Below are 23,723 nucleotides of genomic sequence, written 5' to 3'. Positions count from 1 at the left end.
AAATCATCACTTGGCGGGTTTCAAATACAGCGCGCTAAACCGGATCTCCGTGTTGCGCTTCCCCTCAAACGTCACGCGCACCCGGATACGTTCAGGCAAATCCGCGCCACCTTTCTCCCACACCACCGGTGTCTGAAATCCGCTCTGCTTCACCGTGCTGGTATATCCTGCCAGCGGCGTCTCGTTCACGCTCAGCAGTTCGATCTTCAGCCTCGCCTCAGCCCCCAGCCCATCAGCATTCACAAAGAAGCCCTCCCCGCCCTTCACCGCGATCGCCGCCGTCACAAACTCACTCGTGATCTCCGGCAGTTGATAGTCCCCGGGCCCTTTGCCCACAGTCTCCACCACCAGTTCGCCAAACCGATCCCTCGGCAGCTTCGCAATGCCCACCCCTCCACGCGGCGGCGATTCCTTCCAATGCCTCGGATCCCACGAGCCATAATAGATAAGCGTCTCGTCACCGATGTTCTCAAAGCCCTGCCCCTGAATCACCCCGCCCTGATCCCACGCGCCATCCTCACCGCGTTTGATGAAAGTCCACTCATGCGCAGGTTCACGAAAATTCAGCCCGTCATTGCTCACCACAAAGCCGAGATCGATTGTGATGTCCGGCCACTCCTTCGCGCCATGCCACAGGCCTACCACGCCCAGCAGCACATTGCGCCGGTTCCACACACTGATCCCCTCGTGCGTCTGCTCCCCTTCCAGGCTGCGCCCCGCCCCCAGCACCTCATGCTGTGGCTCACGAATAAAGCCCACATTCTGCGTCGGCATCCAGTGCACAAAATCCGCCGAGCGATACATCCGCGTCACCCGTCCCTGATACGACCGCGTCGCATTCAGCGCATTCTGTCCGCACGCATAAAACATCCCGTCCCACTGATACAGCCCGCCGCTTGGCTCGAAATGAATCGCAGGCAGCAGCACGTCCTCTTTCCTCAGCTCCGCCTTCACCGACTTCACCTCCTTCACCGGTTTCCACGTCAGCCCGTCCGCACTCACAAACGGCAGCAGCGTCCCCAGCCTTCGCTGCCCTCGGAAATACACATGCGAGGTCATCTTGTACCGCCGCGCAGGATCTGGGTCCGCCTCATCCTTCAGCACCTTCACATTCACAAATCCCCACGGCCCGCCGCCCATCGCCAGCAGGTTGTTGTTCTTGTTCCCCTTGTAGTCCACCAGCCCAAGATTCGGCTTCGTCCAGGTCACGCCATCCGTACTCTCCGCATACGCCGCACGCCACCGTTCCGAGGCCACCTTGTTTTCCTTGTCATCATCAAACGCCACATACCACAGCCGATACTTCCCATTCTCCTTCAGTATCGACCCATAAAACTGCACCCCCTGCGCATCCGGCGTCCCCGGCGCCCCCCGCGGCAGCACCGGATTCCCCGCATGCTTCTCCGGCGTCCGCATCTCCAGCCGCAGATTCTGCGTGTACGGAATCGAAACATTGTCGAAAGCAAACACGCTCACCGCCTGCGTCTCATCAAAAAGTTCCGCCGCATGAGATGCCGCCACACAGCCTGCAATGCCCAACGATAAAAGAATGCGTTTTGTCTTCATGATCATGATGGATTCTCGATATAAACAGCAAACAAACGTGTGTCCTCCTGGTCCCTGCCCGACCAGTTCACCCGCACACGCACGGGCTGCTTGATCCCCGTCAGCTTCTCGCCTCCACGCCACATCACCGGCACGCGATAACCCGACTTCGCCGTGAACGGCACAAAGTCAGCCGCTGTGTAGCCCGGCACCGGCAGAAATTTCTCATCCAGCAATTCCACCGCAAGCTGGCTGTCCGCCGTCAGACCCGTCACATTCACAAACACCCGCGCTCCCTCACGCACATCCGCGATGGGACCGGAGATGCAGTGCACATCCTCCGCTTTTGGCGATGGCGAAAAATAGCCCAGCCGGTCGCGCGGCCAGGTGGCCACACGCACCCCCGTCGGACTGTTGCGGTCCACCTCCGTCCAGATGCCATAGTACACAAACGTGCGGTCGCCGATGTTATGAAACGCCTGCCCCTGGGTCAGCCGCGGCTCCGCACGATCTTCCTCTTCAAATGACGGGATCATTTTAAAATCCGGCAGCGGCTCATGGTAATGCAGTCCGTCATGGCTCACCACCAGCCCGATGTCCACCACCGCGGTCCTGCGGTCATTCGTCTCATTGTGGTACTGACCGTAGAAACCGAGCAGCACATTGCCGCGGTTCCACACACTCGCCCCCAGGTGCACCTGCTCGCCGCGATGAAATTCAAAGTCCGCAATCGCGCGCGGCGGCAGATCATCACGCCGGAAGCTCACATGCCCCGCCTTTGTCCAGTGCTCGAAATCCGGCGACACCAGCGCCACCATCATCCGCTTCTGCGCCCGCATGTATCCACGAATCTGAATCGGATGCGGCACCGGCCCGCCGTGGCCATACACATAATACATCCCGTTGTGCTTGATCAGTCCGCTCGGCTCCAGATTGCCCCCGCCCAGAATATCCTTCCCCTCTGCAAGGCTCTTCCAGCGAATCCCATCCGCGCTCACCGCCGCCGGTTTCATCTCCGGGTTGATCTCCCGCACCATCTTAAAGCGCCGCTCCGGGTTCGGATCTTCAGGATCATGCAGCACCAGCACGATCATCCCCTTCATCTCCTCCCCATCATCCACACACACCAGGTTGTTTTCCTTGCCTCCGTTGTATTCCACCAGCCCCAGCTTCGGCTTCACCCATTTCACACCGTCCGTGGATGTCGCGTAGCACACCCGCCGTTTGTGCCCGTCATGCCCCGAATACCACATGCGGTATTCGTTCCCCACCTTCAGAATCGTCCCGCAAAAGTAAGCCCGCAGAGAATCAGGATCCCCCTTCTTGCCAGGCGCCATCACCGGCGTTCCCGGATGCTTCGGGTCAATCCCCAGGCTCGGTGCCTTGGCCGACTTATGTCCCGGTGCCAGCGTAAGAATCAACCCCTTGCTAAACGGCATCCCATGATCATCGAAAGGAAACAGCACCGTCTCATCCGCCGCTGCTACAGCCATGAGCGGCATCAAGGCACAAAGAAAAAGTGAAAAGCATTTCATAGAGCATCCAGCGGTTCATCCCTCCACGTATCATCCCTCTGCGCCCCAAACAAATCCGTCTGCGGCAGCAGTTGCTCCGGCTGATTCCCACCCGCGAGCACCTCCGGCATCGCGCGAAACTGCACCGGCACGCCATACGCCAGCGTATCCGGCGGCACATCCTTGTTCACCAGCGTTCCCGCACCAATAAAAGCCCCGCGCCCGATCCTCACTCCCGGACAAATCGTGACGCCACCACCGATCGTCACCCCATCCTCAATCGTCGCCCCCTGCACGCCATCCTGCCGCATCGGATACTTCGCATTCAGAAACGTCGTCCCCGGCCCGATGAAGACCATGTCTCCAATCGTCGTCCGGCTCGGCACATACACATGCGCCATGATCTTCACCCCATTCCCAATCTTCAGCCGTCCTTCCAGTGTGCACTTATGATGCACCACACAGCGATTCCCGATCGTGATCTCCCCACGAATCAGCACCTGATGCCCGCATTGAAATCGGTGCCCGATTGTCGTGTTCGCATAGATGATGCTCCCGCTCCGGATGATCGCATGATCGCCGATGCGCGTCGGCTGCGAGTCTCCGGGATAGCGATAGCCAAGAATGACATCCGCATCGACCTGCGCCTCCGCGCCGATCTCGTGAAAAGGTTCCGTGGGAATGCTCATGGTATCAATTCTCTTTGGCAAAACGGCTCAATGTTTCCAGCCCCTTCACCGCGATCACATCTCCCGCAGGCTTCGCATAGGGCGCACGAAATTTGCTGTACCGATAGTGCGCACTCATATACTCCCCATCTCCAGGATTCGTATTCGCCCCATCCGTCAGGTACCCATACGAGAGATTCGTGTAGCCGCACGGAATCGAAATCGGCAGCGGCGATCCCGCACGGATCTGCCTTCCAATGCCCTGAAACGGTTCAAACGGCATGCACACAAATCCCACATCCCCCAGCCTCAGCACCTGGATCTCCACTTCCAGAAACTTCGCCACACTCTCCGCCTTGCCCTGCCGCCGCATCTCCAGCGCCCACTGGCTCCAGGGCAAAATCATCTCGATCAATTTGCCCCGATACGCCGGCGTCAGCTCACGCGGAAAATTATGCCCGATGCACGCCAGCGTATTCTCATCCCCCGCATTCGCGCGCCGGATAAAATCTTCCATCTCCGCGATCTCCCTCTTCAGCACGTCCTCAGATGGCAGCGGCGCCAGCGGTATGCCCACCTTCTCCACCGCAAAATCCATCCCATCCCGCTTCGACACCTTCAGCCCGCCCAGCGCCGCGATGTAGCTGTCCGCCAGCATGCGTCCGTATTTTTTCGAAAGCTCCACGTCTCCGCGAAACATTCCCTTCGAGTTCACATCCCCCGCGCACCCTTGCAGAAAGCTCACCGCGATCGGCTTCGATGGCGAAAGATGCGCCGCCACATGCTCACACGCCACCTGCGGCCAGTCGCCAAAGATGATCGGCTTCTCTGGATGAAAGCATGAGCACGGATGCGCGGTGAAATGCGTGATGGCCGTCACCACTTCTCCCTTCTCATTCTTCAGCACCACGATCGGCGCCTGCCGGTCCATGTCCCCATTGAAATCCACCCCCAGGAGATCGCGGTCCTCCTCACGGATCAAATAGCTGCTGCCATCCGCACGCCGCCCCTTGCGGTTGTAGCTGATGCGTCCCTCCGTCCCCTCCGCCCACGAAACCGTCACCGCTTGCAGCAGCGCAGGCAGTTGCTTTGCCGTCGCCTCCAGTTGCTTGATAAATTCCTCCCCCGCAGGCACCAGCTTCGCCGCAGGCACCTCCTCCGGCTTCATCGCGATCGTCGAATACGCCTCGATGTGATTGCTCACCAGGTTGAGGTCCGTGTGATTGTGCGACACCATCAGCAGCACCCGCTCCATTGGCAGCTTCAGCGCCTCCGCCGCCGTGCGCCGGATCAGCGGGCTGATGTTCGCCCCCTTCGGCGAGTTCATGTGCGTCGCGATGAGGCACACCCGCGACTCTCCTGCTTGAAACAAAGTCACCGTCGTCTTCAGCGGCCCCTCCACCTTCTGCACCAGCGCCCCCACCTTGCTCGATGTGGCCCCTCCCGTCGTCGGCGTGATGCCAAACTCCAGGGCCGCCACCTGCAGCGCGGGTTTTTCAGCCAGCAGGCGCGCATGCAGTCCGGCACTCAGCAGGCACAGGAACAAAAGCGGTTTGGAAAAACGTGTGGTCATGGAAGTCAGATGGATGTTTGCAAGGAGGAGGAAGAGGCGGCGGCGGGCAGCGGCCTGGGTTTCACCCCGGTTTTGGCGGCCAGCACCAGCAGCGCCGTCATGATGGATGACGCCGCCAGCACCTGCACCCCCGCCGTGTAGCCCGTGGTGTGCTCCTTCAGCCAGCCCATCGCATACGGCCCCGCAAAGCTGCCCAGGTTGCCGATGGAGTTGATGAGGCCGATGGCCGCCGCGTTCGCTGTGCCGCCCAGAAAGCTCGTCGCATACGCCCAGAAGCTCGGCGTGTATCCCGTGAGGCCTATGACCGCCGCGCAGAGGCACCCAAGCGCCAGCGCCAGCTGCCCCTGAAACTGCGCCACCGCCGCCAGCCCCGCGCCGCCCAGCATCAGCAGCCCCGCCGTATGCCAGCGCCGCTCACGCGTGCGGTCCGAAGACCAGCCCGCAACGATTTTGGCGATGACTCCCAGCGAGTACGGCAGCGACACCAGCAGCGCGACGGTAAAATTCGAAAACCCAGACAACGCCTGGATCATTGTCGGCAGCCAGTAGCCCAGCCCGTTGGAGGCCAGCAGGCCGAAAAAATACGCCGCTGAAAACAGCAGCACCCGCCGGTCGCCCAAAGCTTGGGCGATGGAAAGCTTGCGCGTCTGCCCGGACTGCTCAGCCGCCATCCGCTCCCGCGCCAGTTCACCCACCAGCCAGGCCTTCTCATCTGCGGGCAGCCACTTCGCATCCTCCGGCCGGTCCGTGAGAAAAAACAACACCGAGATGCCGAAAACCACCGCCGGCAGCCCTTCAAGGATGAACAGCCAGCGCCAGCCTTCGAGCCCCAGCCAGTGCAGCTTCAGCAGCGCACCGGAGAGCGGCCCGCCGATCACCATCGCCAGTGAAATCGCCGACATGAACAGCGCCACCGCCTTCCCGCGGTCCGCGGCGCGAAACCAGCCGCCCAGATAGACGATCATGGCCGGAAAAAAACCCGCCTCCGCCGCGCCGATTAAAAATCGCAGCCAGTAAAACTCCGCCGCGTTTTGCACAAAGCCCATCAGCATCGCCAGCACACCCCATGACACCATGATGCGGCACACCATCCGCCTCACTCCCCACCGCGCCGCAAACACCGCCCCCGGCACCTCCAGGATGAAGTAGCCGACAAAGAAAATGCCCGCGCCAAAGCCATAGGTCGCCGCTGTGAATCCCAGGTCCGTCGTCATCTCCAGCGCTGCATAGCTCACGTTCACCCGGTCCAGGTAGGCGATCACATACAGCACGATCAGGTACGGCATCAGCCGCCACATCACCCGCCTGCGCGCCCTTGTGCCGATGTCTGGATCGTGGTGCGTCATGGGCGGAGGTCGGCTATTTGCTCTTCAGTTTCTCCATCACCGCAGCGGGCGGCTCCCATCCATAGCTGCGCTTCTCATTGCCGTTATAAGCACAGGTCACCACAAACAGATCCGCCACCTTCGTCTTCTCCGGCGGCAGGTTGATCTGCACCTGCGTGTACCCATCCGCAAACCACGCCTGATACCCATCCGTCGCGCTCTCCTTCAGCGAATGCCCGTTCACCGCCACATCCAGCAATGTCGGCGCCTTGTACGGCACCCGCAGCCGGAAGCCGATGCCCCTTTGAATCGGCTCACCCTTCGTCGCCTCACGCGGATCGGAAGTGAACTCATGCTCCGGCCCCGCTTTGACAAACTTCTCAATGGCATCTGCATTCACCCCCGGCAGTTCCCGCAGGTTCGCCACAAACTTCCCTGGATCATTGTCCAGCGCAGCCAGTCCTTTCGGCGTCACCGCGCACACATAGGTGGCCCGCCCGTCATACTCCGGATACATCATGCCATCCGCACAGGTCGGCTGCCGGCCCCACAGCTCCGCACGGCTCTGCCGCCGCTGCGTGGCCGTCTCGCCATACGCCGTCACAAATCGTCCCGCACGCGCCCGCACCCGTGTCACCGGATACCCCGAAAACTTCTCGCTCACCCACGGCTTGTTCCCCAGCGCCAGAATGCCAGACACACGCGCCACCCCGCTCTCCTCCCAGCCGATCTCCGTCGTCGAAATCATGGTGTGGTATTTCATGTAGCCATAAAACATCGTGCGAAACCGCTGCGGCCTCGGCGCATTCCACAGCCGGCTGCGAAACACATCGTGGTCCGGGTTGTAAAAGCAGCGCTGCGCATCCGCCTCCGCCCGGTCAGACCCATACCCCGCCTCCTGCCCCGCCTTCACCATCGCCTCCGTCACCCGCGGGTCCCACGGCCGCACCCCGCAGTTCGAATACGAGCACGCCGAAATCTCAAACATCGTCTGCCCCTTCAGCATCGACCTGTCGCCCATCTTGTCGTCCGGAAACGCCTGCAGCCCCGTCCCATGCAGATCCAGATGCACGTCCGGCTGAAACTCATCCACGATCCCAAGAAACGCCATCAGCTCCGGCGTCCGCTTCGGCACCGCCAGCTTCAGCTTCGGCAGATCCCAGTAGCCAATCTGCGAATCATACAGATCAATCTTCTCCTTGTTCCCAAACCGGTCCGTCGTGAAAAACGCATACGGATTCGCTATCGGCACCACCAGCATCACCTGCTTCTGCCGCGTCTCCTTCGCCAGCTCCGAATCCCCCAGCAGCCACTCGATCAGCTTCAGCGTCGTCGTCGTCCCCGAACGCTCAGGCCCGCCATGCAGCGCGGACACCAGCGCCACCTGCTTGTCCTCATCCGGCACCTTAGCATCCGTGATCTTCACCAGATACACCGGCTGCCCCTCATGCGACTCCCCCCGCTTTTCATACGTGAACAAGCCTGGATGCTTCTCCGCCCAGTACTTCAGCGTCGCATCATACTCCTCAAAGGTGATCCGGTGAATCTTCTCCACCCACGGCTGTTGGGCCCGGCAGAACATCGACAGCAGCAGAAAAGCAAAGATCAGTTTCATGGTACAAATTGCAAAGCAAAGAGGTCAGCATCCTTCAGTTCAAAACGCAGCCTCACCGTTTTCCCGACCGGGCTCCCGCCCTTCCACACCACCTCATGGTCGATGTGGTCTCCCTGGATCGGTTTGCAATCACCCGCTCCAAATCCCGGAATCACCTTCCCATCCGCATCCTGCACCTCCACCCGCGTCTCCCCCCGGCTGATCAAATTCAGCACCAGCTTGTCACCTTGGAATGTCAAAGGTTTTGTCACCACCACCCCATCTTTTGCCGAAACCGACACAAAACCATCCACTCGAAACGTGAATCTGCGGATGCGACTTCCCGGCCCTTGGTAGTAGGCCTCGCTCGCATAAACCGACAGTTCCCGCTCCCGTCCCGGCAGTTGCAGCACCCCGCACGTCATGTAGTTGCTCCGGTTCCAGTCCCGGTCCTTCGGTGCTGTAATGGGTATTAGAGGCTCCTCCCAGCGCTTGAAGTTCACCCCGTCCCGGCTGCTCATAAACACCGGCTCCACCTGCGAATGCTTCGGCTGGTAACGCGTTGGAAATCCGAAGATTAGCTGGGGCGCCCGCGCATACGGCCGCACCGCATTCGTATACAGCTGCACCTCCGGCGCCTCCTTCCCATAGGCCAGATCCGCCTGATTTTCCCAATGGAGAAAGTCCTTGGAAGTCGCCGTCCGGATCGCCCGCACCCCCTTCGGCTTCCACCCCCGCTCATCCGTATAGCCCCCGGTAAAGTAGCGCCAGTACGCCCGGTACTCCCCACGCTCCGCATCATAGAAAGCCGTGTTCTGCGAATCAAACGACCCCGCTGTAATCACCGGCTCCTCGCGCATCAGCGACCAGTGCACACCATCCGCGGAACGATACGCCTGCAGGCTCGGCTTCAGCTTGCGCGTCTTTTCATCTCCAGTGCTCGCCAGTGCCTTGTAGCGCGCTTCCGGCGGGCAGTTCGGATGGGTATCCTTAAAAGGTGCGAAATTGGAGCACCCGTCTCCCATGCGGATGATGTTGTTCTCTTTTGAACCGTTGAATTCCACCAGCCCCAGCTTCGGCTTCACCCAGGTGATGCCATCACGGCTCTCCGCATAACACGTCACTCCAGGCTGGCTGGGTTTCCCATCGCCTTCACCATGATGCGACCCGCGGTAGTAGCAGCGGAAAAGATCGCCGTCCTGAAACAGCGTGAAGTACCCTGAAGTGTTTCCTTCCCACGCCTCCGGGCAGCTCAGTGCCACATCCTGCGCCTCCGGTTTGTGCAGTTTCAAAGCCGCACCTTCCATGCGGTCGATGATGTGCTCGTCCACAAACAGCTCCCGCTCCGCCGCACCAAGGCTGAGAGAGAGACAAAACCATGCACACAGTGGCTGGAGGCGCGTCATAGAAGACGGGAGAAAACGCGCCGCTTGGACCGTTCTCTCCCGTCAATGCGCTTATATGCGCTGTCCTGCGCCAATCAGCCGTCGATGTTCCAGCCGTCGCGGTATTCCTTCTTCATGAAGGCGTTCGCTTCGGGCGTGTCCGGGCTGGTGCCGGTCTTGCCGTCGTACTGGATCTTCTTGCCCGTGCGGTACGCCACCAGACCGAGCAGCATCATCTCGATCATGTCCGCGCTGTAGCCAAAGTTGCACGCAGTCGGCTTGCTGGGGTCGCGGCAGGCGTCAAACCACTGCTTCTGGAAGTGGCCGATGTCCGGCAGCATGTCCTCCTTCTTGCGCGGCTTGTAGTAGCTCATGTCCGCGTCGTTGCCGTAGGGAATGATGAGGCGTGAGTCGAAATCGGCGATGAGGAAGCCCTTGGTGCCTTTGAACATGGCCCCGTGGCCGATCTGGGTGAGGTCGAGGTGCTTCTTCGGCGAGCTCGGCATCGCGCCGCCCTGGTACCACGCCACCGTGATCGGCCCTCGCCAGTCGTTGGCAGGCAACTCAAAGTGAGACTCGCACTTCACCGGCGTCACGTCGGAGTTGTAGGCGTCTCCTTTGGCCTCCGCGGAGGTGGGAAGGCCGCCGTCCACGGCGTTCCAGAGCAGGTCCATGGTGTGGCTGCCCATGTCGCCGATCTGGCCCGCGCCGAAGTCCCAAAACATGTTCCAGGAGAGGCAGTTGGCACCGGCTCCGCCGGAGAAGTAGGCCGGATTGTAGGGGTGGAAGGGCGACGGGCCGAGCCACAGGTCGTAGTGGAAGGTGGAAGGCGGCTGACCTTCCTCGGGGAAGTAGCCAGGCTTGGGAATCTGGCGGTTGCCCCAGGCGTAGGCGGCTTTCAGCTCGCCGATGGCACCGTCGCGGATGAGCTCGCGCACGCGGTTGAAGTTCGGATTCGCATGGCGCTGCATGCCCACTTGGGTGGCCAGTTTGCCCTTCTTGGTTTCCCAGGTCGCGCGCACGGTGCGTGCTTCATTCACCGTGATGGCCAGCGGCTTCTCGCAGTAGCAGTGCAGGTTCCGCTTCAGCGCCCAGTTGGCAATGAAGGCATGGGTGTGATCCGGCGTGCAGACCACCACGGCGTCGAGCCCTTTGTGGTCCAGGCACTTGCGCCAGTCAATGTAGGTCGTGGCATTCGGGAAACGCTTCAGCGCATCCGGGAAGCGCGCCTCATTGATGTCACAAAGAGCGACCACGTTTTCTTCCGCGATGGAGTCGTAGTGCGCCAGGCCACGGCCCCACACGCCGATGAGGGCGACGTTGAGCTTGTTGCTGGGGGCGTTCTGTCCGAACAGCGGGCGGGTGATCATGCTGCCGGCGACGAGGCCGGCGGCACCGACGAAGCGGCGGCGTGAGAGAGGCGTGGGTTGGGTGCTCATGGCACCGCATCAAACGGTGCGGGAGAATCTTCTCAAGCACCAAGGTGGTGCGAATTTCCGCTTTTCTCCCGGCCAGATGCGGCTGGAAAACGAAGGCTTGCTTAACCGAAGCCAATTTTGGAAAATAAGAATCCATCACATCCCCTCCCATGGAAATACCTACCGCCGCGAAGACCCTGCTGGAGCACAAAGGCCGGGACATCTGGACCGTTCAGCCCACGGCCACCGTCTACCAGGCCATTCAGATGATGGCCGAAAAAAACATCGGCGCCCTGCCGGTCGTCGAGGGCGGACGGCTCGTCGGCATCATCTCTGAACGCGACTACATGAGCAAAGTGGCGCTGCGCGGGAAATCCTCCAAGCAAACACCGGTCAGCGACATCATGACACGGGATCCAGTGACGGTGGGGCCAGATGAAACGGTGTCCAGCTGCATGGAGATCATCACGGAGCACCGCGTCCGCCACCTGCCGGTGTTGGATGGGGACGAACTGCTGGGCATCGTCTCCATCGGCGATCTCGTGAAATGGATCATCGCCACGCAGCGCATGACGATCGAGCAGCTCAATGCCTACATCTCCGGCGGCTACTCGGCCTGATCCGCATCACACCAGCGCATTCGGCCGGCTCCAGCGGATTTTGCCGAGCAGGAGATCGCCTTTGAATCCATGCTTGGGCAGCATGCCGCCGTCCGTAACCCAGGATTCATCTGGAGAAATGTTGGTGGTCTGGAAATTGCCCATCAGCGGCACCTCATCAGGCGCCTTGATGCCGTCGCCCTCCAGAGGAAGAACGACACGCTCCGTTTCACGGATCAGGCGCAGCGTTTTTAGGTCCACCTGCGCCATAAAGAGCGGCGAGCGCCAGCGGATCACGTTCACATTGCTGGCGTCCTTCCGCGTGTACACAAGATGCAGCGCCTCGCTGTGCGGCAGCCAGTGCTGCTGCGTGGTGCTCATCTCCAGCGGTGTGCCATCGTCCCAGCACCAGGGCTGCTTTTCTTCGAAATCCAGGCCGTCATCGCTCGCGGCCACGTAGCCGCGTTTGTCCTCGGCGCGCAGCGTCACATAGAACTTCCCGCGATACCGCACCAGAGACGGCTCCAGCAGTCCGCGCCCTTTCGGGTGTTTGATTTCACGGCCCACCTTTTGAATGGCCAGCGTCTCTCCATCAAATGAGCAGCGTACACCCGCGGCGGAGCGGCCCGTCTGCTGCGCGCCGAAGGACATCACAAAGGCGATGCTGCCGTCCTCCAGCACTTCGCGCTGGCCGCAGTTGTTGGTGTAAATATTGGCGCCGCGCGGATCATCCCAGGCCAAATGTTTCCTCCCGGACCACTGGCCGTTTTTATAAACCGCATACACCGGGCAGCGCGGCGGCTGGTCACGCTCAAACTTGGGGCCGCGGTAGAAGACATTGAGCCCCATCGCCAGCACGGTGCTGGTTTTCGCATGATACTGCGGCACGACATCGCAGACGCCTTCCTCGCCACGTCCGTCTGTCGTGGGTTCACGGCCCAGTGCCGGAATGGGCTGCGGCTCCGACCACGTTTTGCCAAGATCACGCGACTCCATCCAGTGCACCGGCAGAAAAAAGTCCGAGCCGCGAATCTCCTGCATCGTCATCAGCACCACCGGCCCGTCCTTGGACGGCATAAGGCAGGGCCGCGGATGGAACCACGACGGCCCGCTGCCATCACGCCCGCGCTTGAGCGTGATCGTTTCCACCGAGGCGATCAGCGGAGAGGCTGACTGCCCGGAGGCCAGACTGGCGGCCAGCATGCCCGCCGTGCTTTGCTGGAGAAAATGACGGCGTTTCATGGCATCTGGAGGCAGAAAGTTACTTCGCCTTGGGTGCAGGCTTTGGCTTCTCTGGCAGGCCCTGGCCGGGCTTGAGGTCCAGATTCGCCTTCATGTCATCTTCCGTGACGCGAGAGGCCACACCGCCTTCGGGGATCTTGCCTTTCGCGGTCCACAGGATGGCGTTCAGCACCAGCTTGCGCTGCTCGTCATTGGCCCAGCCCCGGTGGTAGTGTCCACCCGTGAAACCAAACCCACGGCCGCCATCGGCCCGCTCACAGGCCCAGGCCACATGCTGCTTCTCCTTGTTTTTCACCGACTCACGCACGGCCGGATTGCCGCTGTGCGCGCCATCCGGGCGGCTCATGGTCGATTCAGGCGCCACATCGCTGAGGATCGGCGTCACGCCCTCCATGTTTGGGCGGAAACGCATGTGGAAGTACCACTCGTCATTAGTGCCAAAGGGCTTCACGCCAGAGCTGATGGGGTGTGCGGGCAGTTCCTTGAAATTGGCGTCCCAGTGCGGGTTCACGCTCCAGTTGATCTCAAAGCAGCCGCCCATCCAGTCGATGAATTCCTTGCCACCTTTTTCGATCGTCGGCTCCACCGCATAATGCAGCGTCAGGAAGCCGCAGCCGCGCTTCATTTCTTTGTCGAGCTGAGCCAGGCGGTCGCCCTGCAGGGCGGGATGTCCCCCGCCGCCGTCCGAGTAAATCACCACCGTGTCCGCCTTGGAAAGCTCCTCCTGGGAGGGCCACTCTCCGTTGAGATGAAACTTGATGTCCACCTGATCCGCCACGCCCTGCTCCAGGCATTTTTTCAGAAGCTGGATGCCCGCATTGTGCTCATGCTGTCCCGGCCCGTGCGAGGGCTTGCCCGCGATCATGACGATGGATTTCTTGTCCGCTGAAAAGGCGGAGCCGAGGAGTGAGAAGGCCAGAAGGGCGGTGAGCAGATGCTTCATAGAATGGGCTGGAAGGTGGAAAGCAAACGCCCGCAGCGCACGCAGCTTTTCACGATCTTCAAACGACTGCCCGGCTTCTGGCACGCCTTTCGCTCCTTTCTCCCTTCCGCCCGACCGCATGCCCATTTCGAAAAGCCGGCCCCAGACCAATGTCCTCTATGCCTTTGCCTTTGTGGGCACGGTCATGGCAGTCTTCACCGTGGGCTACCGGATGGCGGGGTGGTCGTGGAGCGACGCCTTCTACATGGTCGTCATCACCGCCTTCAGCGTCGGCTACGGCGAGGTGGTCCCCATCACCGACCCCTGGCTGCGGGCGTGGACGATCATCCTGATTCTCTTTGGCTGCACCGGCATCATTTTTGTGACCGGCACCCTGGTGCAATGGCTCACGGAGGCGCAGATTCAACGGGCTTTGGGAGGCAAACGCATGGAAAACGAAATCGAAAAACTCACCAACCACGCCATCATCTGCGGCTACGGCCGCATTGGCCGCATGATCGCCTCGCAGCTTCAGGCAGGCGGCATTCCTTTTGTCATTGTGGATCAGGCCACCGACCGCGTGGCGGAGGTGCGGGATGCGGGCTTCCTCACACTGCAGGGAGAAGCCACCGATGAATCCGTGCTGAAGCACGCCGGCATCAGCCGCGCACGGGTGCTGGCCACGGTGCTGCCCAATGACGCGGCGAATGTCTTCATCACCCTCAGCGCGCGCAACATGAACCCGGGCATCCAGATCATCGCCCGCGGCGAAGTGCCCTCCACCGAACGCAAGCTGCTGCAGGCCGGAGCCAACCGCGTGGTGCTGCCGGCCCACATCGGCGCAGACCGCATCGCGCACCTGATCCTGCACCCAAACACACGCGACCTCATTGGCGGCAAGACGAAGGCCAGCATCGACTTTGACCACCATCTCACGGAACTGGGGCTCGACCTGGAGGAGATCGAAATCCGCCAGGATTCGCCCTGGATGCACAAGCGCATCTCCGACGTGGAGACTGGCACCGCCGGACGGATGCTGCCCGTGGCCATCCTGCGCAAGGAGGGCGCCACGGATCTGAACCCCAGCCCCAGCGCCATGCTCATGCCAGGCGACGCCCTGGTGGTGATGAAGCGCGTCATGCGGCGGGAGCGGACCTGAAACATGCATTTTTCGCTCAAGCTGGCGCGCTGCCTGCGCCTGCACGCCAGCCATGCCCAAGCAGCCCGACCGCATTTTCAAAGTAGTCATCATCGGCGGAGGGTTTGCAGGAGTCTATTGTGCGCGTGAACTCGTGCGCCTCACCCGCGAAGTGGCTGGAATGACCGTGGCCGTCATCGCCAGCGAGAACCACATGGTCTTCCAGCCCATGCTGCCGGAAGTCGCGGGCGGCTCCCTCTCGCCCCAGCATGTGGTCAATCCCATCCGCATGATCTGCCAGGAGGCGGAGGTGCTGAAGGGAGAGGTCACCCACATCGATCTGGAGCACCGCATCATCACGCTGAACGGGGGCGCCTTCACACCGCAGATCACGGTGGGTTTTGAGCACATCATGCTCGCTCCCGGCGCCGGTGTGGATCTCAGCCGCATCCCCGGCATGGCGGAGCACGCCTACCTCATGCGCACCGTGGGGGACGCCATGAAGCTGCGCGCCGCCATCATCAGCCGCATGGAGGAGGCCAATCTCATCACCAACCCCAAGCTGCGCAAAGAACTGCTGTCCTTCGTCATCGTCGGTGGTGGCTACTCCGGCGTGGAAACCGCCGGGCAGATCCAGGATTTGATCGTTGGCGCACGCCGTTTTTATGAAAACATCGAGCCGGACGAGCCCAGTGTGACTCTGATCCACAGCGGCGACCGGCTGCTGGGCATGCTGAGCGAAAGCCTCGGTGCCTACACCGGAAAATGCCTCGCCGAGATGGGCGTGAAGATCCTCTTCAAAAGCCGCGTGCGCGCCGTCACCGCGCGCACAGTGCAGCTTGGCGATGGCGTCTGCCTTTCCGCCACGCTGGTGGTCTGCACGGTGGGCAATGCGCCGCATCCGCAGATCACCGCCCTCGGCAGCACCGGGGCGCTGCCGGTGGAGCGCGGCAAGGTCGTGGTGGAGGCCACGGGGCAGGTCAAAGGCCTGAAAGATGTGTGGTCTGCCGGTGACTGCGCCGTCTTTCCCAAAGCCGACGGCGGCAACTGCCCTGAGACCGCGCAGTTTGCCATGCGCCAGGGCGCGCTCGTGGCCAAAAACATCGCCGCCGCTTTCACCGGGCGGACCTTGAAACCCTTCCGTTTCACCGGCCTCGGCGAACTCGCCACCATCGGCCATCGCAAGGCCGTGGCACAGGTGTTTGGCATGCGCTTCTCCGGCATCATCGCCTGGTTCATGTGGCGCAGCATCTACCTCATGAAGCTGCCCGGTTTCGACCGCAAGCTGCGCGTGATGGCGGAGTGGACCTTCGAGCTGTTCTTCCCGCGCGACATCAATCTACTCACCCCCAGCTTCTCCTCCCCCCTCGGCGAAATGCACCTCGAGCCCGGCGACTCCCTCTTTCACGCCGGCGAACCCGCGCAATCCCTCTACGCCGTCAAAAAGGGCAACGTCAACATCACCGATGCCCAGGGGCAGATCGTGAAGGCCGCCGGCCCGGGTGAGCACTTCGGCGAGCGCGCGCTGCTCAGTGACGGCATCTGGCGTTTCGACGCCACGGCCACTGAATCCAGCGAGCTCGTCGCCATTGACGGCGGGACCTTCAAGACGCTCGCCAAAAGCATCGGCTCGCTGGATGCGCTCTTCCGCGGCACCGCGCAGCAGTACCACCTGCCCGAGGAGATCCAGCAAACCGTGAGCATGATTCCGGAGGCCACCCGCAATGCCTGCGCCGCCGATGTGATGACGCGGGACATCGCCTCTCTCGATGCCGGTGTCACCGTCCAGGATGCCGTGGCGGAGTTTCAGGCGCACCCGCACAGCACCTATCCCGTCACTGCGGATGGCTGTGTCATCGGCCTGCTGCGCCGCTCCGTCGCCTATGAGTGGCTGAAAAACCACGGCCTCACCTGCGTGGACAAGCTGCAGACCCTGCCGCTGACGAAGCCTTTCTGCATCACTGCAGATACCCCGGTGCCGGTGCTGGTGGGCACGCTGATGCGCAGCGGTGTGAGCAAAGCGGTGGTGGTGGACGCGGATAAAAAGCTGCTGGGAATGATCACGCTGTTTGATCTGCTGAAAGGCGCCCGGCCAGCGTGAAGACTTGATCACGCCGGGCTTTGCGCCCACATTATGGAATGCCCGAAATTAGCCGATTCTTTGGAATCCGGGTGGAGATGTTCTATGACGATCATCTTCCTCCGCATTTCCATGCTCGTTACGAAGGCGAACGTGCGGCATTCACACTTGATGGAAGCCTGATGGAGGGAGAGATGACGGGACAGGCCTACCGGCTTGTTCGTGAATGGGCAGCCATTCATTCTGACGAACTCAATGAAAACTGGAGCTTGGCAGAACGGCATCTTCCGCTGAAACGTATTTCACCCTTGGACTAACCTTATGATCACCGCCGGTTCCACCGTTTCTCTCGAAGCATGCGAAGTCGCCGCCTTGCAGGTCACAGGCCCGCATCGGATCAGCCTGCGCTTTCGGGATGGTTATGTTACCGAACTCGATTTTGCGGCCTACGGCAACGATGGCGGCCCGTTGCGGCGGGCCTTGTCAGATCCGGGTTTGTTTGCTGAGGCTTTTCTGGCCTATGGCGTTGTGTCATGGCCAAATGGATACGACATCGCCCCCGAAACGCTGCGCCGCTATGCGCAGCAAGGCTTTGTCGGTTGAGATTTAAGCTCCCTCATCCTCCGCTGCGAATCCCGCACAAACCGGCACTGCCACCAGCGGGCCAGCGGGAAGCCGAGCCAGGCCATCCAATGATGAGGATGTGAAAACGCGCGGATGGCATACCAGACGCTGCCATCCGCCCTGCGCTCGATGACGAACTGCTCCTCGCCGCACTCGGTGTGTTCTGGCAGCGTGCCGTACACAAAGCCATGAGAATTCTCGGAGTCGCAGCGCCGCAGGATGCGGCAGGGGTTTGCCCACCACAGGCCGCAGATGCGCGTGACCATCGCCACGATCTGCCCCACCTGCTGCCCCTTGGCTTCCAAGCGGTCCACTTCCGCCCAGGTGGGAAACATGACCCATGCGTCCAGAGCCTCGCACGCGGCACGATAAACTTCCTCTCCACTGCCCAGCCTCACCTCATGCTCATCGGCAATGAAGCCTCCCGCAAACGGCGGCGTGTAGCTCAACGGCTCATTTTTCCATGACTCCAGCAGTCGGTGCATTTGTTCGGGGGCAGGGCGTTTCAGGCTGAGCATCGTGACTGCATGCTGCCATGCCCTTGGGAGCAGACGAAACGAATTTGCACAAAAGATGCGCCGCCAGCTTTCACAGCTTTCGAATCTTTTGCATCTTGCGGCACTTTCGGCCATCCATCCGCATGCCCCCATCCATCCGCGCCGTCATCTTCGACTTCGACGGCCTCATCGTTGACACTGAAAGCACCGGTTACCACACCTGGAGAGAAATCTTCACCACGCACGGCCATGAACTCCCCGTGGAGCGCTACGCCCAGGCCGTGGGCACCGACTTCCTCACGGGCAGCTATGATCCCAAGCGGGACCTCGAACAGCTCACCGGCCGCGACTTCGACTGGGCCGCCATCGAGATCGAACGCAAGATCCGTGAAAATGAGCTGCGCAGGCACCTGCAGCTCCTCCCCGGCGTGGCAGATCGTCTGCAGGAAGCCGCCGCGCTCGGCCTGCGCATCGCCATCGCCAGCAGCAGCCCGCGGGTGTGGATTGATTCCTGGATGGATCAGCTCGGCCTGCACCACCACTTCCACCACATCTCCACCGTGGATGACACCGGCAAGGTGAAGCCCGACCCCAGCCTTTTCCTGCACGCCGCGGAAAAGCTCGGCGTCGCACCAGCCGAAGCCATCATCTTTGAAGACTCCCTGAATGGACTCCGCGCCGCCATGGCCGCAGGCATCCGCTGCATCGTCGCGCCCGGGCCCATGACGCGACATTTGGATTTCAGCGGCGCGTGGAAGCGCGTCGATTCGCTCGTCCAGGTATCTCTCCAGGAACTCATGGCATGAAACTGCCCACGCTGCTCGTCCTCTGGTTCATCAGCACGCTTCACGCGGCTGATCCAGCGTGGCTGAGCACGGGGGATTTCCAGTGGCAGAGCTCTCCACCGCTCATCGGCCCCGCCACAAATGCAGCGGACCCCGATGTGGCGCTCAAGGATCCCACCCTGGTGTTTCATGAGGGAAAATGGCATTTGTTTGCCACGCATCGCCGCGCCTCCGGCAAGGTGGACATGCAATACCTCAGCTTCGCTGATTGGAAAGACGCCGGCAAAGCCACGCGCCACACGCTCGACTTCCATGATCAGTATCACTGCGCCCCCCAGGTGTTCTTCTTCACGCCGCATCAAAAATGGTATCTCATCTACCAGCTCGCCGATGAACGCCGTGCGCCGAAGATGGCGCCGTACTTTTCCACCACGTCCACCCTCGCGGATCCAAAGTCCTGGACCAAACCGCAGCCCATGATCGAAGCGCTGCCCGAAGGCGGCGACAAAATCAAATGGATCGACTTCTGGGTCATTTGCGACTCCGCCAAGGCGCATCTTTTCTACACCAGCGACGACGGCCATTTCTGGCGGCGCGAAACCGCCCTGTCCAGCTTCCCGCTCGGCTGGTCCAAACCCGAGCTCCTGCTCAAAGAGACCAAGGAGGAGCTCTTTGAAGCCTCCCACACCTACAAGCTCAAAGGCCGCGAGCAGTATCTCACCCTCATCGAAGCCATGGCGCCCGGACAGCGCTACTACAAAGCCTGGCTGGCTGACAAACTCGAAGGCCCCTGGACACCACTGGCCGCCACACGCGACCACCCCTTTGCCTCCACCGCGAACGTCACGCAAGAAAATCCCTGGACCACCAGCATCAGCCACGGCGAGCTCATTCGCAGCAGCAACAACGAGATCCTTGAAGTCGATCCCGCCAACCTCCGCTTCGTCTTCCAGGGCGTGGATGATGAAGGCTACAAGGCGAAAAAATACGGCAGCATCCCCTGGCAGATCGGGATTCTTGATTTTCAAACCAGTTTCCTGGAGCAGACCCTGAACCGCTTTATCTTTCCCAAAATCAGCTTCCAAGGTGCGAATGTGGAAGAGGCCATGGAATACCTGCGCGTGAAGAGCCGGGATGTGCAAACAGCGTCAGGGGGCAAGATCGGAGGAGTGAATTCCATCGTCAGGGCCGATGACAAAACCTCCACCGCAGTCGTTTCCATGAACGCGGAAAACATTTCCTATCGCGGTGCCCTCGAAGAAATCGCCCGGCAGTCCGGCCTGCGCCTGACCTTGTTTCGCCAGGGTGTGCTTCTGTCTCCCAAAGCAGAAAAAATTCCTGGGAATCCCTGGCTTCCCCGGCCAAAAATTCAGCCGTGAAACGACATACGGCCGCCGTCTCTGCGACGTGCGGCCTTATGCTGTGCCTGCCAGACCGCCCGAGGGGGCGGCCTTTCTTTCTCAGTGCGGCCCTGGAGCTGAATCCGGATGATTGAGGAACGGACCGTTGGCGACTTTCGGGCCCGTGACGGGCCGCTGGACAGACCGGTGGAAGATGCTCTTCACATTGTTCAGGTGGAGCGAGGCCTTGGATTTGGCCGGGGTGATGGCGGGAGTGGCCTGGGCAAAGGCGGCGGAGGCCAGCAGAGCGGCAAGCATCAGTTTCATTTTCATAGCTGGTATTGGCTAGGGTTGGTTGGATTGGATGGAATGGCATCCGGGAGGCGCTCTTCGCATTTGGATTGGCGGTGGAGCGTTCCTGAATCGCCCTGGAAGTAATGCCAGTTCCATGCCAGCAGCCCTCTGCGGCGCTGGAGGCCTTGATTTTGCTGGGCTCCAGCATTTGGGGAGGGTTCCACGGCCGGCGCTTTCCATCGCCTGGTTGTAAAGTTTCAAAGCACCCTGTGTAAACTTCCAAAGCGTTTCGCCAGGTGGCGTCAGCTCACTTTTTGGCCCGCCTGGGCAGCAGGTCGTAGCGGTCCAGCTTCTCCCGCACCGTCACCCGGGAGACGCCGAGCCATTCAGCCACCTGGCTCTGATTGCCCGCAGCCAGCCGCAGCGCGCTGGCATACAGCACCTGCTCCAGCGCCTCCACCGCCGCATTCAGCGCCCCGCCAGGCAGCCTCCCCGCCTGCGCGGCATGCAGGCAGTTCTCCACCACTTCCGTCATCGTGCGCGCCGGTGTCTCCGCTGGTGGTGATTCCGATTCCAAAAGGATGCGCACCATCTCCGCCGAAATGGGAAAGCCGCGCGCCTCAATGAGCAGGGTGCGCGCCGCATTCTCCAGTTCGCGCACATTGCCGGCCCAGCGGTGCTGCTTCAGCACCTCCAGCGCCTCCCTCTCGATGGCGGGCTCCGCGATGCCGAGCTGCGCGGCCACCTTGGCCAGGAAATGCCGGGTCAGCGGCGTGATGTCCTCCGTGCGCTCCCGCAGCGGGGGCAGCCGCAGCACGGCGCCATTCAGGCGGTAGAGCAGGTCTTCCCGAAACTCCCCCTTCTTGATCATCGCAGTCAGATCCCGGTGTGTCGCGGTGATGACGCGCACATCCAGCTCCAGCTCCTGGCTGCCGCCCACCCGGCTCACACGCCGCTCCTGCAGCACACGCAGCAGCTTTGCCTGCACCGGCGGCGGGATGTCGCCGATCTCATCCAGAAACAAGGTGCCGCCCTGCGCCTGCTCAAAGCGCCCCGCGCGGCGCGAGACTGCGTGGGTGAAGGCTCCCTTCTCATGACCAAAGAGCTCGCTCTCGATCAGGTTCTCCGGGATCGCCGCGCAGTTCACCGCCACAAAGGGCTGCTCGGCCCGGCTGCTGTGCAGGTGCAGCGCACGGGCCACCAGCTCCTTGCCCGTGCCCGTCTCTCCCAGGATCAGCACCGGCACCGGCGTGGCCGCGTAGCTGCCCAGTTGCTTGAAGACCTCCTGCATTGCGCGGCTGCGGCCGATCAGCGCCGCCTTCCCCGCCTCCCCCTCACGCAGGGGCACCGGACGCGCGGAGGCGGAGGACATGTGCAGCGCGCGCTCCACCACCCGCAGCATTTCGGGGGGATCAAACGGCTTCAGCAGGTAGTCAAACGCGCCAGCCTTCATCGACTCGATGGCGCGCTCCGTGGTGCTGAAGGCCGTCATCAGGATCACCGGCAGCCTGGGCTTCGCCGCATGGAGCTGCTGCAGCACATCCATGCCGCCGATGCCCGGCATGCGGAAATCGCAGATCACCACGTCAAACGACTCTGTCATGGCCATCTGCACGCCCGTGGTGCCATCGCTGGCGCGCCGCACCAGGTGGCCGCTGGTTTCCAGCACGGTGAGCAGCGACGACGCGAAGTCGTCGTCGTCATCGATCAGCAGCAGCCGGGCGCTGTGTTCAGACATGCGTCATGGTGCCGCCACACCCGCCTCCGTGCAAGTGCCTCAAACACGCGGCAGCCGCAGCTCAAACCGCGTGCCCTCCGCCGAGGTGGACGCAAGCAGCAGGTCTCCGCCATGCCTGCGGGCGATGCTGCGGCTGATGCTCAGCCCCAGGCCTGTGCCGCCGCGCTTCAGCGTGGCAAAGGGCTTGAACAGACGCTCCTGGAGATCTTCGGGCACGCCGGGGCCGTTGTCCGTCACCGCCAGCACGATGCGGCGCTCCAGCACCAGCGCCTCCAGCAGCACCCGCCCGTCCGCGCGTCCGCCGCAGGCCTCCGTGGCATTGCGGATCAGGTTCAGCACCGCCTGCCGCAGCAGGTCCGGATCGGCATGAAAGCTTGTGTCTTCCACCACGCCCAGCTCGAAGCGCACGCCACGCTCCTGCATCTCCGCCTGGTGGTCATGATGAAACGTGTCCACCAGCTCCGCCAGCGCACACTCGATGATGCGCGGCTCCGAAGGACGGGCGTAAATCAAAAAATCCCCCACGATGTGCTCCACCCGGTCCAGCTCGCGGTTCATGCTGCTCACCTGCGCGGCCACCTTGGGCTGGAGCTCGGCATCCACCAGCAGGCTCAGCGCATAGGCGCGGTTTTTCAACGCGCCAACTGGGTTGCGGATCTCGTGCGCCAGCCCGGCGGCCAGGCTGCTGAGAGAGGCCATTTCATCACGCGCGGTTTTTGCATGCTCCACCAGCGCCGCCTGCTCCTGCAGCGGCTGGAACCAGCCGCGGTGGATCATCCACAGCAGCACGCCGAACAGGGGCGCCATGACGACCGCCGCCACCACCACCCGCCACTGCATTTCATGCATCGACTCCCGCATTTCGCTCACCCGGTCCAGCAGGCGGGCTCCGCAGGCATCCCGCAGAGACTGCAGGTCCCGCAGCATTTCCCGGAAGGGCTCGTCCGCCCGCATCACCCCGGCCAGCCTCTCCTTGTCAGGCAGCGCCAGCCAGCTCTGCACCTGCTCCCCGTAGATGCGCAGATCCTTTTGCACCTCCTCCAGTGAGGTGGCCTCCGCGCCCGTGAGCGACACTGGCGGGTGGCGGAAGAAAGCCTCGGTGCGCGCAAACAACACCGCATACTGGTCCTGCTTTCCCAAACTCACCTCGCCATCGCCCAGCCGCAGCGCAGCACTGTGCAGGTCCAGCATCAGGGCCGCGCCGTCGCGGTGAAAGCGCAGGCCGATCTCCTGCTCCTCATGGGCCAGCCCCCGGAGCTGCTCCACCTCACGCAGCCGCAGCACGATCAGCAGCACCAGTCCCGCCGCGGCCGCAAGAAGGGACAGGGCCAGCGCCACGGCGGCTTGCTTCCACGCGGAGATCGTCATGCATCAACTATACACAGGATGCAGCGCATTCACTTTCATCCTGCACCGATTGTGAAACCAGCCATGGGACTTCA

The 23,723-nt window shown here is 61.8% G+C and carries 21 protein-coding genes; 7 read left to right on the top strand and 14 right to left on the bottom strand.

What is annotated here, in order from left to right; genetic code table 11:
* Positions 1 to 6: 6 nt before the first annotated feature.
* The 8 genes from ACILSQ_RS25045 to ACILSQ_RS25010 all read right to left on the bottom strand — a co-directional run bounded on the left by ACILSQ_RS25045 (position 7) and on the right by ACILSQ_RS25010 (position 11,043).
* Positions 7 to 1,566: a hypothetical protein gene (locus tag ACILSQ_RS25045; RefSeq protein ID WP_395746418.1), complete on the bottom strand. Its 1,560-nt coding sequence runs from the start codon at positions 1,564 to 1,566 to the stop codon at positions 7 to 9.
* 2 nt (positions 1,567 to 1,568) lie between these two features.
* Positions 1,569 to 3,038, bottom strand: a complete 1,470-nt coding sequence (locus tag ACILSQ_RS25040) for a hypothetical protein (protein WP_395746417.1) — start codon at positions 3,036 to 3,038, stop codon at positions 1,569 to 1,571.
* A 38-nt stretch (positions 3,039 to 3,076) separates the two neighbouring features.
* Positions 3,077 to 3,748 carry an acyltransferase gene (locus ACILSQ_RS25035; RefSeq protein WP_395746416.1) on the bottom strand — a complete coding sequence of 224 codons (672 nt, stop codon included), beginning with the start codon at positions 3,746 to 3,748 and terminating at the stop codon, positions 3,077 to 3,079.
* Positions 3,749 to 3,752: 4 nt separating this feature from the next.
* The gene (locus tag ACILSQ_RS25030) at positions 3,753 to 5,300 is read right to left on the bottom strand and encodes a hypothetical protein (RefSeq protein WP_395746415.1); all 1,548 of its coding nucleotides are present in this window, start codon (positions 5,298 to 5,300) and stop codon (positions 3,753 to 3,755) included.
* Between the two features lie 5 nt (positions 5,301 to 5,305).
* Positions 5,306 to 6,646, bottom strand: coding sequence for an MFS transporter (locus ACILSQ_RS25025; RefSeq protein ID WP_395746414.1), 1,341 nt, complete (start codon positions 6,644 to 6,646; stop codon positions 5,306 to 5,308).
* A 13-nt stretch (positions 6,647 to 6,659) separates the two neighbouring features.
* The gene (locus ACILSQ_RS25020; protein WP_395746413.1) at positions 6,660 to 8,240 is read right to left on the bottom strand and encodes a M14 family zinc carboxypeptidase; all 1,581 of its coding nucleotides are present in this window, start codon (positions 8,238 to 8,240) and stop codon (positions 6,660 to 6,662) included.
* Complete coding sequence (locus tag ACILSQ_RS25015) at positions 8,237 to 9,625, bottom strand: hypothetical protein (protein WP_395746412.1); 1,389 nt, start codon at positions 9,623 to 9,625, stop codon at positions 8,237 to 8,239. Before ACILSQ_RS25015 ends, ACILSQ_RS25020 begins: the two co-directional genes overlap by 4 nt.
* A gap of 74 nt (positions 9,626 to 9,699) precedes the next feature.
* Positions 9,700 to 11,043, bottom strand: coding sequence for a Gfo/Idh/MocA family oxidoreductase (locus tag ACILSQ_RS25010; RefSeq protein WP_395746411.1), 1,344 nt, complete (start codon positions 11,041 to 11,043; stop codon positions 9,700 to 9,702).
* Between the two features lie 149 nt (positions 11,044 to 11,192).
* On the opposite strand from ACILSQ_RS25010, the gene ACILSQ_RS25005 reads away from it, so the two are divergent.
* On the top strand, positions 11,193 to 11,642 hold the full coding sequence (locus ACILSQ_RS25005; RefSeq protein ID WP_395746410.1) for a CBS domain-containing protein: 450 nt from the start codon (positions 11,193 to 11,195) through the stop codon (positions 11,640 to 11,642).
* Positions 11,643 to 11,648: 6 nt separating this feature from the next.
* Here the strand turns inward: ACILSQ_RS25005 and ACILSQ_RS25000 are convergent, their stop codons facing one another.
* Both ACILSQ_RS25000 and ACILSQ_RS24995 read right to left on the bottom strand, forming a co-directional pair.
* On the bottom strand, positions 11,649 to 12,863 hold the full coding sequence (locus tag ACILSQ_RS25000; RefSeq protein WP_395746409.1) for a sialidase family protein: 1,215 nt from the start codon (positions 12,861 to 12,863) through the stop codon (positions 11,649 to 11,651).
* A 19-nt stretch (positions 12,864 to 12,882) separates the two neighbouring features.
* Positions 12,883 to 13,806, bottom strand: a complete 924-nt coding sequence (locus ACILSQ_RS24995) for a ThuA domain-containing protein (RefSeq protein ID WP_395746408.1) — start codon at positions 13,804 to 13,806, stop codon at positions 12,883 to 12,885.
* Between the two features lie 118 nt (positions 13,807 to 13,924).
* On the opposite strand from ACILSQ_RS24995, the gene ACILSQ_RS24990 reads away from it, so the two are divergent.
* Genes ACILSQ_RS24990 through ACILSQ_RS24975 form a run of 4 tightly spaced genes read left to right on the top strand, consistent with a single transcriptional unit; the run spans position 13,925 to position 17,606 of the window.
* A complete protein-coding gene (locus ACILSQ_RS24990) occupies positions 13,925 to 14,944 on the top strand; it encodes a potassium channel family protein (protein ID WP_395746407.1) in 1,020 nt (339 codons plus the stop codon).
* 52 nt (positions 14,945 to 14,996) lie between these two features.
* Positions 14,997 to 17,024 (top strand): FAD-dependent oxidoreductase, encoded by a 2,028-nt coding sequence (locus tag ACILSQ_RS24985; RefSeq protein ID WP_395746406.1) that lies wholly within the window; start codon positions 14,997 to 14,999, stop codon positions 17,022 to 17,024.
* A 38-nt stretch (positions 17,025 to 17,062) separates the two neighbouring features.
* Positions 17,063 to 17,320 carry a DUF4160 domain-containing protein gene (locus ACILSQ_RS24980; RefSeq protein ID WP_395746405.1) on the top strand — a complete coding sequence of 86 codons (258 nt, stop codon included), beginning with the start codon at positions 17,063 to 17,065 and terminating at the stop codon, positions 17,318 to 17,320.
* 4 nt (positions 17,321 to 17,324) lie between these two features.
* On the top strand, positions 17,325 to 17,606 hold the full coding sequence (locus ACILSQ_RS24975; protein WP_395746404.1) for a DUF2442 domain-containing protein: 282 nt from the start codon (positions 17,325 to 17,327) through the stop codon (positions 17,604 to 17,606).
* Here ACILSQ_RS24975 and ACILSQ_RS24970 read toward each other — a convergent pair.
* The gene (locus ACILSQ_RS24970) at positions 17,579 to 18,112 is read right to left on the bottom strand and encodes a DUF1990 family protein (RefSeq protein WP_395746403.1); all 534 of its coding nucleotides are present in this window, start codon (positions 18,110 to 18,112) and stop codon (positions 17,579 to 17,581) included. The two genes, ACILSQ_RS24975 and ACILSQ_RS24970, sit on opposite strands and share 28 nt — an antisense overlap.
* Before the next feature lie 155 nt (positions 18,113 to 18,267).
* Between ACILSQ_RS24970 and ACILSQ_RS24965 the strand changes: the two genes are divergently transcribed.
* Both ACILSQ_RS24965 and ACILSQ_RS24960 read left to right on the top strand, forming a co-directional pair.
* Positions 18,268 to 18,930, top strand: coding sequence for an HAD family hydrolase (locus ACILSQ_RS24965; RefSeq protein WP_395746402.1), 663 nt, complete (start codon positions 18,268 to 18,270; stop codon positions 18,928 to 18,930).
* Positions 18,927 to 20,288 (top strand): non-reducing end alpha-L-arabinofuranosidase family hydrolase, encoded by a 1,362-nt coding sequence (locus ACILSQ_RS24960; protein ID WP_395746401.1) that lies wholly within the window; start codon positions 18,927 to 18,929, stop codon positions 20,286 to 20,288. The genes ACILSQ_RS24965 and ACILSQ_RS24960 overlap by 4 nt, the downstream gene beginning before the upstream one ends.
* 81 nt (positions 20,289 to 20,369) lie before the next feature.
* Here ACILSQ_RS24960 and ACILSQ_RS24955 read toward each other — a convergent pair whose 3' ends face one another.
* The 3 genes from ACILSQ_RS24955 to ACILSQ_RS24945 all read right to left on the bottom strand — a co-directional run bounded on the left by ACILSQ_RS24955 (position 20,370) and on the right by ACILSQ_RS24945 (position 23,649).
* Positions 20,370 to 20,582, bottom strand: a complete 213-nt coding sequence (locus ACILSQ_RS24955; protein WP_395746400.1) for a hypothetical protein — start codon at positions 20,580 to 20,582, stop codon at positions 20,370 to 20,372.
* A 268-nt stretch (positions 20,583 to 20,850) separates the two neighbouring features.
* Positions 20,851 to 22,281, bottom strand: a complete 1,431-nt coding sequence (locus ACILSQ_RS24950) for a sigma-54-dependent transcriptional regulator (RefSeq protein WP_395746399.1) — start codon at positions 22,279 to 22,281, stop codon at positions 20,851 to 20,853.
* A gap of 39 nt (positions 22,282 to 22,320) precedes the next feature.
* On the bottom strand, positions 22,321 to 23,649 hold the full coding sequence (locus tag ACILSQ_RS24945; protein WP_395746398.1) for a sensor histidine kinase: 1,329 nt from the start codon (positions 23,647 to 23,649) through the stop codon (positions 22,321 to 22,323).
* Between the last annotated feature and the right edge of the window lie 74 nt (positions 23,650 to 23,723).

The sequence above is a fragment of the Prosthecobacter sp. genome, assembly GCF_044227185.1.
GTDB lineage: Bacteria > Verrucomicrobiota > Verrucomicrobiia > Verrucomicrobiales > Verrucomicrobiaceae > Prosthecobacter.
Note: the sequence above shows the minus strand (reverse complement) of the source record. Positions and strands in the feature narration are given on the sequence as shown.

Bases quoted from the DNA above. Each gene is read 5' to 3' on its own strand.
- ACILSQ_RS25045 (WP_395746418.1), bottom strand. From the start codon at position 1,566: ATGAAGACAAAACGCATTCTTTTATCGTTGGGCATTGCAGGCTGTGTG.
- ACILSQ_RS25040 (WP_395746417.1), bottom strand. From the start codon at position 3,038: ATGGCTGTAGCAGCGGCGGATGAGACGGTGCTGTTTCCTTTCGATGAT.
- ACILSQ_RS25035 (WP_395746416.1), bottom strand. From the start codon at position 3,748: ATGAGCATTCCCACGGAACCTTTTCACGAGATCGGCGCGGAGGCGCAG.
- ACILSQ_RS25030 (WP_395746415.1), bottom strand. From the start codon at position 5,300: ATGACCACACGTTTTTCCAAACCGCTTTTGTTCCTGTGCCTGCTGAGT.
- ACILSQ_RS25025 (WP_395746414.1), bottom strand. From the start codon at position 6,646: ATGACGCACCACGATCCAGACATCGGCACAAGGGCGCGCAGGCGGGTG.
- ACILSQ_RS25020 (WP_395746413.1), bottom strand. From the start codon at position 8,240: ATGAAACTGATCTTTGCTTTTCTGCTGCTGTCGATGTTCTGCCGGGCC.
- ACILSQ_RS25015 (WP_395746412.1), bottom strand. From the start codon at position 9,625: ATGACGCGCCTCCAGCCACTGTGTGCATGGTTTTGTCTCTCTCTCAGC.
- ACILSQ_RS25010 (WP_395746411.1), bottom strand. From the start codon at position 11,043: ATGAGCACCCAACCCACGCCTCTCTCACGCCGCCGCTTCGTCGGTGCC.
- ACILSQ_RS25005 (WP_395746410.1), top strand. From the start codon at position 11,193: ATGGAAATACCTACCGCCGCGAAGACCCTGCTGGAGCACAAAGGCCGG.
- ACILSQ_RS25000 (WP_395746409.1), bottom strand. From the start codon at position 12,863: ATGAAACGCCGTCATTTTCTCCAGCAAAGCACGGCGGGCATGCTGGCC.
- ACILSQ_RS24995 (WP_395746408.1), bottom strand. From the start codon at position 13,806: ATGAAGCATCTGCTCACCGCCCTTCTGGCCTTCTCACTCCTCGGCTCC.
- ACILSQ_RS24990 (WP_395746407.1), top strand. From the start codon at position 13,925: ATGCCCATTTCGAAAAGCCGGCCCCAGACCAATGTCCTCTATGCCTTT.
- ACILSQ_RS24985 (WP_395746406.1), top strand. From the start codon at position 14,997: ATGCCCAAGCAGCCCGACCGCATTTTCAAAGTAGTCATCATCGGCGGA.
- ACILSQ_RS24980 (WP_395746405.1), top strand. From the start codon at position 17,063: ATGCCCGAAATTAGCCGATTCTTTGGAATCCGGGTGGAGATGTTCTAT.
- ACILSQ_RS24975 (WP_395746404.1), top strand. From the start codon at position 17,325: ATGATCACCGCCGGTTCCACCGTTTCTCTCGAAGCATGCGAAGTCGCC.
- ACILSQ_RS24970 (WP_395746403.1), bottom strand. From the start codon at position 18,112: ATGCACCGACTGCTGGAGTCATGGAAAAATGAGCCGTTGAGCTACACG.
- ACILSQ_RS24965 (WP_395746402.1), top strand. From the start codon at position 18,268: ATGCCCCCATCCATCCGCGCCGTCATCTTCGACTTCGACGGCCTCATC.
- ACILSQ_RS24960 (WP_395746401.1), top strand. From the start codon at position 18,927: ATGAAACTGCCCACGCTGCTCGTCCTCTGGTTCATCAGCACGCTTCAC.
- ACILSQ_RS24955 (WP_395746400.1), bottom strand. From the start codon at position 20,582: ATGAAAATGAAACTGATGCTTGCCGCTCTGCTGGCCTCCGCCGCCTTT.
- ACILSQ_RS24950 (WP_395746399.1), bottom strand. From the start codon at position 22,281: ATGTCTGAACACAGCGCCCGGCTGCTGCTGATCGATGACGACGACGAC.
- ACILSQ_RS24945 (WP_395746398.1), bottom strand. From the start codon at position 23,649: ATGACGATCTCCGCGTGGAAGCAAGCCGCCGTGGCGCTGGCCCTGTCC.